The 12876-nt window shown below is 68.6% G+C and carries 11 protein-coding genes; 6 read left to right on the top strand and 5 right to left on the bottom strand.

All coding sequences use genetic code 11. The features are described 5' to 3' along the window. The first annotated feature begins 4 nt into the window (after positions 1 to 4). The 3 genes from TSH20_RS20650 (at position 5) to TSH20_RS20640 (ending at position 4604) form a co-directional block, all read left to right on the top strand. Positions 5 to 712 carry a response regulator gene (locus tag TSH20_RS20650; RefSeq protein ID WP_109076462.1) on the top strand — a complete coding sequence of 236 codons (708 nt, stop codon included), beginning with the start codon at positions 5 to 7 and terminating at the stop codon, positions 710 to 712. Positions 713 to 1294: 582 nt separating this feature from the next. Then, positions 1295 to 3523: a HAMP domain-containing methyl-accepting chemotaxis protein gene (locus TSH20_RS20645; protein WP_109076461.1), complete on the top strand. Its 2229-nt coding sequence runs from the start codon at positions 1295 to 1297 to the stop codon at positions 3521 to 3523. Positions 3524 to 3572: 49 nt separating this feature from the next. Further along, a complete protein-coding gene (locus tag TSH20_RS20640) occupies positions 3573 to 4604 on the top strand; it encodes an amino acid ABC transporter substrate-binding protein (RefSeq protein ID WP_247871324.1) in 1032 nt (343 codons plus the stop codon). A gap of 177 nt (positions 4605 to 4781) precedes the next feature. On the opposite strand, the gene TSH20_RS20635 is transcribed toward TSH20_RS20640, so the two are convergent. From TSH20_RS20635 to TSH20_RS20615, 5 genes are all read right to left on the bottom strand, one after another. After that, on the bottom strand, positions 4782 to 5495 hold the full coding sequence (locus tag TSH20_RS20635) for an ABC transporter ATP-binding protein (protein ID WP_109076459.1): 714 nt from the start codon (positions 5493 to 5495) through the stop codon (positions 4782 to 4784). After that, positions 5485 to 6240: an ABC transporter ATP-binding protein gene (locus tag TSH20_RS20630; protein ID WP_109076458.1), complete on the bottom strand. Its 756-nt coding sequence runs from the start codon at positions 6238 to 6240 to the stop codon at positions 5485 to 5487. The genes TSH20_RS20635 and TSH20_RS20630 overlap by 11 nt, the downstream gene beginning before the upstream one ends. Further along, positions 6237 to 7283, bottom strand: a complete 1047-nt coding sequence (locus TSH20_RS20625) for a branched-chain amino acid ABC transporter permease (protein WP_109076457.1) — start codon at positions 7281 to 7283, stop codon at positions 6237 to 6239. Before TSH20_RS20625 ends, TSH20_RS20630 begins: the two co-directional genes overlap by 4 nt. Further along, positions 7280 to 8149 carry a branched-chain amino acid ABC transporter permease gene (locus tag TSH20_RS20620; protein ID WP_109076456.1) on the bottom strand — a complete coding sequence of 290 codons (870 nt, stop codon included), beginning with the start codon at positions 8147 to 8149 and terminating at the stop codon, positions 7280 to 7282. Before TSH20_RS20620 ends, TSH20_RS20625 begins: the two co-directional genes overlap by 4 nt. A gap of 194 nt (positions 8150 to 8343) precedes the next feature. Beyond that, positions 8344 to 9528 carry an ABC transporter substrate-binding protein gene (locus TSH20_RS20615; protein WP_109076455.1) on the bottom strand — a complete coding sequence of 395 codons (1185 nt, stop codon included), beginning with the start codon at positions 9526 to 9528 and terminating at the stop codon, positions 8344 to 8346. A gap of 355 nt (positions 9529 to 9883) precedes the next feature. On the opposite strand from TSH20_RS20615, the gene TSH20_RS20610 reads away from it, so the two are divergent. The 3 genes from TSH20_RS20610 to pcaF are packed head-to-tail and all read left to right on the top strand — an operon-like array spanning position 9884 to position 12745. Next, positions 9884 to 10744 (top strand): CoA transferase subunit A, encoded by an 861-nt coding sequence (locus TSH20_RS20610; protein WP_109076454.1) that lies wholly within the window; start codon positions 9884 to 9886, stop codon positions 10742 to 10744. After that, positions 10744 to 11538 carry a CoA-transferase subunit beta gene (locus TSH20_RS20605; protein ID WP_109076453.1) on the top strand — a complete coding sequence of 265 codons (795 nt, stop codon included), beginning with the start codon at positions 10744 to 10746 and terminating at the stop codon, positions 11536 to 11538. The genes TSH20_RS20610 and TSH20_RS20605 overlap by 1 nt, the downstream gene beginning before the upstream one ends. Positions 11539 to 11542: 4 nt before the next feature. Next, positions 11543 to 12745, top strand: coding sequence for a 3-oxoadipyl-CoA thiolase (pcaF, locus tag TSH20_RS20600; protein WP_109076452.1), 1203 nt, complete (start codon positions 11543 to 11545; stop codon positions 12743 to 12745). The last annotated feature ends 131 nt before the right edge of the window (positions 12746 to 12876 follow it).

Raw genomic sequence — 12876 nt, 5'->3', positions numbered from 1 at the left:
GGCCATGCCGGCGACCATTGCCATCACCGACGACGACGCGGTGACGCGCGAGACGCTGAAGTCCTACCTGACGGATGAGGGCTTCGACGTCCTGCTGGCCCGAAGTGCCGAGGAGCTGAAGGATCTGCTGGCGGCGACGGCGGTGGACCTCGTGCTGCTCGACATCCGGCTGCCGCGCCAGGACGGGCTGACCCTGACCCGCGAACTGCGCGCGGTGTCGGAGATCGGCATCATCCTGGTCAGCAGCCGGGCGGAGAAGCTGGACCGCATAATCGGGCTTGAGATGGGGGCCGACGACTACATCGCGAAGCCCTTCGAGCCGCGCGAGATCCTGGCCCGGGTGCGGAACCTGCTGCGCCGGCTGAAGGCGCCGGGCGACCAGCGCGACGACCGCCGGCGCAGCTTCGCCGGCTGGACGCTGTGGCTCGACCGCATGCGCCTGACCGACCCGCAGGGCAACCCGGTGCGGCTGACCGGCGCGGAGTTCGAGCTGCTGTCGACCTTCGTCTGCAATCCCGGACGGGTGATGAACCGCGACTATCTGCTGACGGCGACGACGCGGCGCAAGACCGACGCCACCGACCGCACCATCGACAGCCTCGTCCGCCGCCTGCGCCGCCTGATCGAACCCGACCCCGCCGACCCGAGGCTGATCGTCACCGTCCACGGCACCGGCTACCTCTTTGCCGGCGACGTGACGCAGGACGGGTGAGGGAATCTTCAGACCGGCCAGGATCCCCTCTCCCCCCCGGGGAGAGGGTTAGGGTGAGGGGGTCGCACCGCGAGGATTCCCAAGAACTGCACAGTTCCCATTCGCCACCGAATCCACTCTATGCCACCCCCTCACCCCGACCCTCTCCCCGGGGGGGAGAGGGGGAGCGGGGCGGGAGAGGGAACGCGTATCACCGAACCCCGAGCAAACTCCCCCGTCGCTTCAGTCTTGCGGCGGCCACGCGCTCGGCAACCTGGGCCACGGGAAATCGCGAAAAATTTTTCGCGCGTTCCCGTGGCCCATTCTTTATGCACCAAAGCGGGCAACCGGCCTCTTCCGAAGTCAACCCGCCACACCCGGTTGCTTTTCGTCTTGCAGCATTCCCCCATAGGAAAGTCATAGACCGCCCGTCTGCTCACGAAAGCCGTCCGAAGTCTTCCCTCCGGCATTCCCGCTTGTCTCAAATGCAAACCAAAAGACACGAGCTGTTCACAATTAGACGCTAAACCGTTCAAAGGGCCCTGCGACGATGTGCGCGTAGCAATCCGTGGAACCGTTTTTGTGGCGGCGGGGGGTTTGGGCATGACGGCGATCTCGACGAAAGCAGGCGTGACGAAAACGGGCGGCACCCTGGACGACGGCGGCGCGCGCCACCGCTTCTGGACCTTGCGCCGCGCCATGGTGTCGGTGGTGGGCGTGCTGGTGGCGGCGCTGATCGCCAGCCAGGCCTGGGTGTCGCAACGCTACACCGGCTTCGCGCTCGAAACCTTCAACAGCAGCGCGGCGGCGACCCTGCGGGTGCTGGCCAACGACCGCATCCGCAAGAACTACACGGAGTGGCTCCAGAACCACGCCAACGAATGGAGCCGCGATTCCTTCCTGGTCGACAGCATCAACCAGAAGGACCCGGCCAAGACGATGCTGGCGCTGAAGAACATCAACGCGCGGCCCGTGGTGGTCGACCGCGAGGTGCGGCTGATCTCGGTCGCCGTCTATGACGCCGACATGGCACGGATCGCCGCCACCGGCGGGGAGCAGGACAGCGTCGCCACCGTCGCCCCATTGTTCGAGGCGCTGAAGTCGCGCGACATCGCCGACAAGCGCCGCCCGGCCAGCCTGCTGTGGCGCGACGGCCAGGGCCGGCCGCTGTTCAGCATGATCGTGCCCATCGGCGGTTTCCGCGTCCTGGGCTTCCTCGAGGTGGTGACCGATCCGCTGCCGGCCCTGTCCAGCCTGGGTGCCGTTCTCGACGCCGACATCCGCTTCACCGACGCCAAGGGCGGCGTGCTGTTCGAGGCCAAGGGCAGCGAGCCGTCGGCCCACGCGCAACTCTCCACCACCACCGTGTCGCTCGGCGGCGACGGCGGGCTGCCCTGGGCGACGGCGGAAATCTCGCGCGACGTGTCGGAGTTCGTCGGCGCGACGGAGGCTCTGCGCAACGACGCGCTCAAGATGGTCGGCGCCTTCGCGCTGGCCGTCGCCATCGCCGCCGCCCTGCTGCTGCGCGTCGCCGTCTTCGCCAACCTGCGCAAGTTCGCCCGCGCCATGGAGCAGATCGCCGCCGGCGACCTCTCCATCGAGATCCCCCGCACCGGCCGCGACGAGCTGGCGGTGATGGCGACCGCGCTCCGCCACCTGCGCGGCAGCGTGGAGCAGGTTCTGCTGATGAAGCGGATGGTCGACAGCAGCCCGGTACCCACCGCCCTCCTGCGCACCGATGGTCAAGTAGGGTTCGTCAACCCCGCCGCCCGGACCTTCTGCGAGGCGCACGGCATCGATCCCGCCGGTCCCGACCTGCTGGCCCAGGGGCCGGACTTCACCGCCGCCTGCACCGATCCCACCCGCCCGCCGATCCCGCGCCGCACCCTGACGGTCGGCGAGACGACGGTGGAGGCCCATGTCGACACCGTCTTCGACGACCAGGGCAACGTGCTGGGCAAGACCCTGTCCTGGACCGACGTGACCGAGCAGATGCGCTCCGCCGCGCTGGCCCGCCAGCTGATGGAGGACGTGCATCAGGTGGCGTCCGGCGTCGCCACCCAGTCGGGCCAACTGCGCGAACTGGCCGATGCGCTGCGCCGCGAATCGGCCGGCACCATCGACAGCACGGTCAGCGCCGGCAGTTTCGTCGCCGAGAGCAACCGCAACGCCACCACCTGTAACGACAGCGCGGAGGTGCTGATGGACACCATCGGCACCGTCTCCAACCTCGCCACCGAGGCGGCGGGCGTGGTCGGCGCCACGCTGGACGAGCTGACCGCCGCCCGCGAGGTGGTCGGCCAGCTGGGCGAGAACACCGAGCAGATCCGCCGCATCGTCGACGTCATCACCGGCATCGCCCACCAGACCAAGCTGCTGGCGCTGAACGCCACCATCGAGGCGGCGGCGGCCGGCGCGGCGGGCCGCGGCTTCGCCGTGGTGGCGGCGGAGGTGAAGAAGCTGGCGGAGGAGACCGCCAACGCCACCGTGCAGATCGCCAGCTCGGTCGGCGCCATCAACGGCAGCATCCAGAACACCGTCGGCACTTTCGCCCGCATCTCCGGCTCGGTCGAGCGCATCAACGAGGTGCAGGACCTGATCGGCGAGGCGGTGGCCCGCCAGACCGAATCTTCCACCGACATCCGCAACCGCGTCGGCGTGATCGCCGGCAATACGGGAGAGGTGGCGGCGCTGATCGACGGCGTCGGCGCCCAGGCGGCGCGCACCGGCGACATCGCCGCCTCGCTGACCGAGACGGCGAACACGCTGGCCGAGGAAGCCGCTTCACTGCATAGTCTGCTCGGCACGCTGCGCGCCGGGCAGGCGGCCTGACCCCGCCCGCCGCACAATGGCGGGGACTGGTCAGGGGATGGGTGTCGGGATGCGGCTGGTGTTGCTTCTGCTGCTGGCGCTGGTGTCGGCCTTACCGGTGCTGGCTCCATCGGCGCGGGCCGAGGACGGCGACACGCTGGAGCGCATCCACGGCCGCGGCTTCCTGATCTGCGGCCTGCGCAGCGGCGTCAGCGGCATCTCCTTCTCCGACCCGCAGGGACATCTCGACGGTTTCCTGGTCGATGTCTGCCGGGTCTTCGCCGCGGCGACCCTGGGCAACGCCCAGGCGATCCGCGTCGTCCGCCTGCCGGAAAAGCCGCAGGAGTTCCAGGCGGTCGAGAAGCACGACGTCGACGTGGCGCTGACCACCACGACCTGGACCTTCAGCCGCGACCTGTCGCACGACATCGAATTCCTGATGCCGCTTCTGCATGACGGCCAGGGCTTCGCCGTTCACAGCGACGGCACGCCGCCACCGCCGCTCGACCGGCTGGGGCCACGCACGGTCTGCGTCAAGACCGCCACCACCACGGTCCGCAATCTGGAGGACTATATCCGCAAGTCCGACCTGCCCTGGACGATCCGCACCTTCCAGACGCTGGACGAGGCGTTGCAGGCCTTCCTCGCCCATGAATGCGACCTGCTGACCACCGACCGCACGGTCCTGATCACCTCGCTGGCCGGCTACCGCCAAGCCGGGATGGGCATCACCATCTACCCCGACGTGATCTCGCGCGAGCCGCTGACTCCCTACATCGCGCGCGGCGACCGCAACTGGTACGACATCACCCGCTGGGTCCTCCACGCCATCGTCCTGGCCGACGCCAAGGGCGTCACCGCCGCCGACGTGCAGGCCGGCCGCATCCCCGACGATCCCGAACTGCACCGCATGCTGGGCCACGCCGGCACCGTCGCCCGCACGCTGGGCCTGCCCGACGACTGGGCGCTGCAGGTGCTGGCGCAGGTCGGAAACTACGGCGAGATCTTCGACCGCAACCTCGGCACCCCCTACGGCATGGACCCCGGCATGAACAAGCCCTGGACCGAGGGCGGGTTGCTGTACGCGCCGCCGTTCCGGTGAAATCCCTTTAAGCCGCCAAGATCCCCTCTCTCCCCCGGGGAGAGGGTTAGGGTGAGGGGGTCGCGCGGCGAGGATCTTCAAGCATCGCGCACTCCCCGTTCCCCACCAAATCCACCCTGTGCATCCCCCTCACCCCGACCCTCTCCCCGGGGGGAGAGGGGGGATCCCCCAGCGCCCCTACGCCGCCAGCGCCACGCCCAGATGCCGCTCCAGCAGCGCCGGATCGGCCTTCGCCTGCGCCGCCGGTCCGGCATGCACCACCCGGCCGCGGTCGAGGAAGACCACGCGGTCGGCGAACTCCAGCGCCCGGTCGACCTGCTGCTCCACCAGCAGGATGGTCATGTCCAGCTTCGACAGGGCCTTCATCAGCGTGTCGCAGATCACCGGCGCCAGCCCCTCCAGCGGTTCGTCCAGCAGCAGCACCGTCGGCTTGCCGAGCAGGGCGCGGGCGACCGACAGCATCTGCTGCTCGCCGCCCGACAGCTCGCCGCCGCCGTTGCGCCGCCGCTCGCCCAGCCGGGGAAACAGCGCATACGCCTCCTCCAGCGCCGAGCGCGGACGCCCCTTCAGCCCGGTGACGAGGTTCTCCTCCACCGTCAGCGATTTGAAGATGTCGCGCGTCTGCGGCACATAGCCGAGCCCCGCCGCCGCCCGCGCCGAACTGCTCATCCCGCCGAGTTCCACCCCGTCCAGCCGGATGCTGCCGCCATGGCGGGTGGTCTGGCCGACCAGCGTCGCCAGCGTCGTCGTCTTCCCCACCCCGTTGCGGCCGAGCAGCGCCAGCCGCCCGCCCGCCGGCACGGCCAGCGACACGCCGTCGAGGATCAGCGTCTTGCCGTAGCCGGCGCGCAGATCCGTCACCTCAAGCGATCCGACCGGTTCAGTGGGCATTGGCGCGGCTCCCCAGATAAACCTCGCGCACACGTGGGTCGGCGACGATCTCCTTGGCGGTGCCGCTGCACAGCAGGCGCCCCTGCGCCAGCACGACGATGGTCCTGGCGAAGCGGAACACCAAATCCATGTCGTGCTCGATCATCAGCACCGCCAGATCCTTGGGCAGCCGGTCGATGGCGTCGAGGATGCGCTGGCTTTCCGAATGCGGCACGCCGGCCGCCGGCTCGTCCAGAATCAGCACCTTCGGCTTCATCGCGAGCGCCAGCGCGATCTCCAGCAGCCGCTGCTGCCCATAGGCCAGCGCCCCCACCGCACTGTGCGCCACATGGGTCAGCCCCATCGTGTCGAGCAGCCCCGCCACCTCGTCGGCCAGCCCGGCCACCTTCGCGACATTGGCGAACAGGCGGAAGGTGCGGCGGTCGCGTTGCAACACCGCCAGTTCCAGATGCTCGCGCACCGTCATCGACTTGAACAGCCGCGCCACCTGAAAGCTGCGGATCAGCCCCAGCCGCACCCGCTCCGCTGCCGACAGTTTCGTGATGTCACGGCCGTCCAGCCGGATGGTGCCGGCGCTGGGGGGGATCACCCCGGTGACGAGGTTGACGAAGGTCGTCTTCCCCGCCCCATTCGGCCCGATCAGGGCGCAGCGATCGCCGGCATTCAACGTCATGGAGATGTCGGACGACACCTGCAGCCCGCCGAAGTTCTTGGCTAACCCCTCGACTTCCAACAGCTTGGTCATGCCCGGTCCTCTTTACCGCGCAGCAGCCCGCCCAGCCGCTCCACCCCCGAGGCGATGCCGCCGGGCATGAACAGGACGATGCCGATCAGGAACAGGCCGATGAAGCCCATCCAGTGGAAGGGGTCGCTGGCCGCCAGGATGTGGTGGATGCCCATGAAGGCCGCCGTGCCGATCACCGCGCCATAGAGCCGCCCGGTGCCGCCCAGCACCAGCATCACCAGCGCCTCCGCCGACCAGGGGAAGCCGGCGCTGTCCAGCCCGACGATGCCGCTGGTCACCGCGGTCAGCGCCCCCGCCACCCCGGCGAACACCCCGGCCACGCCATAGAGCACCACCAGATAGGATTTCGGCGACCCGCCGATGGCGGAGATCCGCAGGGGATCCTCACTAACCCCGCGGCAGGCCAGCCCGAAGGGCGAGCGCACGATCCGCCGCGCCACCAAGAGCCCGACCACCAGCACCGCCAGCGCGAACAGGTAGGAGGTCCGGCCATACATGTCGAAGCGGAACATCCCCAGCACCGGCGACGGGTCGATGCCCGACAGCCCGTCGCTGCCGCCGGTCCAGTCGCGCGCCTTGTTGGCGACCTCCTGCACGATCTGCCCGACCGCGATGGTCAGCATCAGCAGGGTCAACCCGCGGGCGTGCAGGATCAGCGCACCGGTCGCCAGCGCGATCAGCCCGCCGGCCAGCCCGCCGGCCGCCAGCATGACGAAGGGGTCGTTGTTCCAGTTGACCGCGACGATGCCGGCGGCATAGGCGCCGGAGCCGAACATCGCCGCCTGCCCCAGCGTGGCGATCCCGCCATAGCCGAGCACGAGGTCGAGCGACAGCACGAACAGGGCCGAGGCGGCGATGCGGGTCAGCAGCGCCAGATCGTCCGGCAGCAGCCAGAAGGCGGCCAGCCCAACCGCCGCGACCAGCGGAATGCCGATCCAGCCGAGATCGCGGCGGGCCGCCAAGGGAGTGCCCAGCGGGGTGCGTCGGGTCATGCTGCCGCCCTTGCTGTCGCCGTTCTCGTCTCGCTCGGCGACGCTCGTCATGCCGTCCTCCCTTTGAAGAAGCCGTGCGGCCAGCGGAACAGGATCAGGATCAGCGCGGCGTAGAAGAAGAACTCGCCGAAACTCGGGATCAGGTATTTGCCGGCGGTGTCGACGATGCCCAGCGCCAGCGCCGCCGCGGCAGACCCAAAGATGCTGCCGGCCCCGCCGACCGCCACCACCGCCAGGAACAGCACGATGTAGCGGATGGCGTAATAGGGCTCCAGCGGCAGCAGCTCCGCCCCCAGCACGCCGCCCAGCGCCGCCAACCCGGTGCCGAGCGCGAAGGTCGCCAGATAGAGCCGCTCCGTCCGGATGCCCAGCGCCGCCGCCATGGCGGGATCATCGACCGCCGCGCGCAGCCGGATGCCGAAATCGGTGCGCTCCAGCAGCCACCACAACCCCAGCAGGGTCGCCGCCCCGGCGGCGATCACGAAGGCGCGGTGGGTCGGGATCGCCTTCGGCCCCAGCTCCACCGTGCCGGTCAGCAGCTCCGGCAGCGGAATGCGCTTCAGCGTCGGGCCGAACAGGTAATTGATGCCCGCGACGATCACGAAGGTCAGGCCGATGGTCAGCAGAACCTGCGCCAGCTCGTTGGCCGAGCCGTAGATGCGGCGGTACAGCAACCGCTCCAGCGGCAGCGCCGCCAGCACCGTCAGCGCCACCGCCACCACCAGCGCCGCCGCATAGGGCAGCCCGGCCTCCTGCGCCGCATAAGAGGCGATATAGCCACCGACCATGGCAAAGGCGCCATGCGCCAGATTGACGACCCGCATCAGCCCCAGCGTCACCGACAGCCCGACGGAGATGATGAAGAGGATCATGCCGTAGGCGACCCCGTCGACGGCGATCCCGAACATGGTTTCCATGATGTGCGTCCGTCTGCCCTTCTCCCTCTCCCCCCGGGGAGAGGGTCGGGGTGAGGGGGATGCGTGGCGTGAAGTTGGTAGAGGAGCCGGACTGTCCGACGCTTGTTAATCCACCCTCTGCATCCCCCTCACCCTAACCCTCTCCCCGGGGGGAGAGGGGATTCTTCCAGGGTTAGGAGAGGGACGATCCCCCCTCACTTCGCCAACTTGTACCCATAGTCCGGCTGCTTCGGGAACGCCTGCTTCTCGACATTCTCCAATTTGCCGTCGACCTTCTCCACGGTGCGCAGATAGATCGTCTGGGTGACGTGGCGGCTGTCCGGATCGATGGTCAGCGGCCCGCGCGGGCTTTCCCAGCTCATGCCCTTCACCGACTCCACCGCCTTGGCGCCGTCGATCTTGCCGCCGCCGTTCTTGATCATCTGATAGATGACGTGCGTGCCGTCATAGGCGCCGACCGAGGTGAAGGTGACGGTGTCGTAGGACCCGAACATCTCCTTGTGCTTGGCGACGAAGGCCTTGTTCATCGCCGAATCATGGGCGCGGCTGTAGTTGAAGCTGGTGGTGATGCCCATCGCCGCGTCGCCCAGCGCCGGCAGGTCCGGTTCCTGGGTCAGGTCGCCGGGGCCGAAGAACTTGATGCCCGCCGCCCGCAGCCCGGTGTCGTTGAAGGCCTTGGCGAAGGCCAGCGTCGCCGGACCGGCCGGCAGGAAGGCATAGACGGCCTCGGCGCCCGAATCCTTGATCCGCTGCATGAAGGGCGCGAAGTCGTTGGACTTCAGCGGCATGCGGATGGTGTCCACCACCGTGCCGCCATTCTTCTCGAAGGTGGTCTTGAAGGCGGCCTCGCCGTCGATGCCGGGGCCATAGTCGCTGACCGCCGACACCGCCTTCTTGATGCCCTGCTTGGCCATGTATTCGGCCAGCGGCACCGTGTTCTGCCACAGGGTGAAGGAGGTGCGGACATAACGCGGCGACTTCTCCGTGATGGCGGAGGTGGCGGCGTTGAAGATCACGCAGGGGATGTTCGCCTCGTCGATCAGCGGGGCGACGGCCAGCGCGTCCGGCGTGAAGAAATAGCCGGCGAGGAAGGACACCTTGTCCTTGACGATCAGCTCCTGCGACAGCGCCTTGCTTTGCGACGGGTTCGGCTGGTCGAGGTCCTTGTAGATGAACTCCACCGTGTCGTTGCCGACGGTCTTGCCATGTTCGGCCTGATAGACCTCGATCGCTTCCTTGAAGCTCTTGCCGACCACCCCGAACGGGCCGGAGAAGGGCGCCACGACGCCGACCTTGATGGTGGCGGCGCCGGCCGGACCGGCCGCCAGCGCCAGACCGAACGCCGCACCCAGCAGCGCGTTGCGCAGAGTCCTCGTCATTGTCCCTCCCACATGTGACCATATGCCGGCGCCGGAACTCCCAATTGCAATCGCTGGGTCCCGGTCATTGACTGTTGAGCCAACCGTACTGAGGGATGGACGAACCGTCAAGTGCGATATTTGATGCAAAGTTCTATAATCGCACAATGTCGGCCTTTCAACTAATGTACTGATAAAAAAACCTGTTTCAGTCAGCATGCCGTGCACCACACCGCGCCAATCTAATGTTGCGGCGCAATATGGGCGATAAGCGCCCGATATTCTCTGTTTTCGACCTTGACACGGGGCCGACGCCATCGCCACTCTGTGCGTAAAGAAGATTGTTCGTGCGATTTTCGCACATTCGGGAGGTCATATGGCGAAGATCACGCCCCTGCGCGAGGCGGTGGCGAGCCTCGTGCACGATGGCGACACCGTCGCCCTGGAAGGATTCACCCACCTGATTCCCCATGCCGCCGGGCACGAGATCATCCGGCAGGGCCGGCGCGATCTGACGCTGGTGCGCATGACGCCGGACCTGATCTATGACCAGATGATCGGCATGGGCTGCGCCGCGAAGCTGATCTTCTCCTGGGGCGGCAATCCGGGCGTCGGCTCCCTCCACCGCTTCCGCGACGCGGTCGAACAGGGCTGGCCGCACCAACTCGCCATCGAGGAGCACAGCCATGCCGGCATGGCGAACGCCTATGTCGCCGGCGCCTCCAACCTGCCCTTCGCCCTGCTGCGCGGCTACACCGGCTCCGACCTGCCGAAGGTCAATCCCAACATCCGCTTCGTCGAGTGCCCCTTCACCGGCGAGACGCTGGCCGCCATCCCCTCCGTCCGGCCCGACGTGACGGTGATCCACGCCCAGAAGGCCGACCGCCGCGGCAATGTCCTCCTGTGGGGGATCCTCGGCGTCCAGAAAGAGGCGGTTCTGGCCGCCAAGCGCTCCATCGTCACGGTGGATGAGGTCGTCGACGACCTGGAGGCTCCGCCGAACGCCTGCGTGCTGCCGGCCTGGGCGCTCTCCGCCGTCTGCCCCGTCCCCGGCGGCGCCTATCCGTCCTACGCACAGGGCTATTCGGAGCGTGACAACCGCTTCTACAAGGCCTGGGACCCCATCGCCCGCTCGCGTGAGACCTTCCAGGCCTGGATGCAGCGCCATGTGCTGGACACCGACGATTTCGCCGGCTTCCGCCGCGTGCTGGCCGAAAGCATGAAGGAGGTTGCGTGATGAGCGCTGAAACCCTCGAGTTCACCGCGACCGAGATCATGACGGTGGCGGCCAGCCGCCTGCTAAAGGACGGCACCGTCTGCTTCGTCGGCATCGGCCTGCCCTCCACCGCCGCCAACCTCGCCCGGCTGACCCATGCGCCGGAGGTGGTGCTGATCTATGAATCCGGCCCGATCGGCGCCAAGCCGACGGTGCTGCCGCTGTCGATCGGCGACGGCGACCTCGCGCTGACCGCCGACACCGTGGTCGGCACGCCGGAGATCTTCCGCTACTGGCTGCAGGGCGGGCGGATCGACGTCGGCTTCCTCGGCGCGGCGCAGGTCGACCGCTTCGCCAACATCAACACCACCGTCATCGGCCCCTACGACGCGCCCAAGGTGCGGCTGCCCGGTGCCGGCGGCGCGCCGGAGATCGCCTCCCAGGCGAAAGAGGTCTTCATCGTCCTGAAGCACAGCCCCAAGGCCTTCGTCGCCAAGCTGCCCTTCGTCACCTCCGCCGGTTATCTCGACGGCGGTGACGCGCGGGCAAAGGCCGGCATTCCCGGTGCCGGGCCGACGGCGGTCATCACCGACCTCGGCATCCTCACCCCCGATCCGGTGAGCAAGGAACTGACCCTGACCGGCATCCATCCCGGCGTGACGGTGGAGCAGGTGAAGGCCGCCACCGGCTGGGACCTGAAGATCTCGCCCGACCTGAAGACCACCGAAATCCCGGACGCCGAAACCCTGACGGCGCTCCGCGACCTCCAGGCCCGCACCGCAGCCGCCCATGGGCAGGTTGGCGGAGAAGGATAAGACCATGCGTGACGCTTACATCTGCGACGCCATCCGCACCCCCATCGGCCGCTATGCCGGATCGCTGTCTTCGGTGCGCGCCGACGATCTCGGCGCCGTGCCGATCCGCGCGCTGATGCAGCGCAACCCCTCGGTCGACTGGGCCGCGGTGGACGACGTCATCTATGGCTGCGCCAATCAGGCCGGCGAGGACAACCGCAACGTCGCCCGCATGGCCGCCCTGCTGGCCGGCCTGCCCGACGCGGTGCCGGGGACGACGATGAACCGGCTCTGCGGTTCCGGCCTCGACGCGCTCGCCACCGCCGCCCGCGCCATCAAGGCGGGCGAGGCCGATCTGATGATCGCCGGCGGGGTGGAGAGCATGAGCCGCGCCCCCTTCGTCATGGGCAAGGCCGACACCCCCTTCTCCCGCCAAGCCGAGATCTTCGACACCACCATCGGCTGGCGCTTCGTCAATCCGGCGATGAAGGCGGCCTATGGCACCGACTCGATGCCGGAGACGGCGGAAAACGTCGCCGACGACTGGAAGATCGCCCGCGCCGACCAGGACGCCTTCGCGCTGCGCAGCCAGGAGCGCGCCGCCCGCGCCATCGCCGACGGCAGCATGGCCCGCGAGATCGCCCCCGTCACCATCCGCACCCGCAAGGGCGAGACGGTGGTGACGACCGACGAGCATCCCCGCGCCACGACCATCGAGGCGCTGTCGGCCCTGAAGCCGATCGTCCGCCCCGGCGGCACGGTGACCGCCGGCAACGCCTCGGGCGTCAATGACGGCGCCGCCGCCCTGCTGATTGCGTCGGAGTCGGCGGTGAAGCGTTTCGGCCTGACCCCGCGCGCCCGTATCCTCGGCGGCGCCACCGCCGGCGTGCCGCCGCGCGTCATGGGCATCGGCCCGGTCCCCGCCACCCGCAAGCTGCTGGAACGTCTCGGCCGCAGCATCGCCGACATCGACCTGATCGAGTTGAACGAGGCCTTTGCCGCCCAGGCTCTGGCCGTCCTGCGCGAGCTTGGCCTGCCGGATGACGCCGCGCATGTGAACCCGAACGGCGGCGGCATCGCGCTCGGCCATCCGCTCGGCATGAGCGGCGCCCGTCTGGCGACCACCGCGCTCTATCAACTCGAACAGTCCGGCGGCCGGACGGCGCTCTGCACCATGTGCATCGGCGTCGGCCAGGGCATCGCGGTGATGATCGAGCGGGTAAGTTAAACCCCCACCTATCCTCCCCCACTGGGTGGGGGAGGGACTGCCGCCGCCCTCCCGCATCAGCACCAATCCCCTCCCCCGCCCAGCGGGGGAGGGTTAGGGTGGGGGCACCGTCAGCCGAAACCTGACCAGAA

This window comes from Azospirillum sp. TSH20 (assembly GCF_003115935.1).
Taxonomy (GTDB): domain Bacteria; phylum Pseudomonadota; class Alphaproteobacteria; order Azospirillales; family Azospirillaceae; genus Azospirillum.
This window is presented reverse-complemented; position numbering and strand designations above follow the sequence as displayed.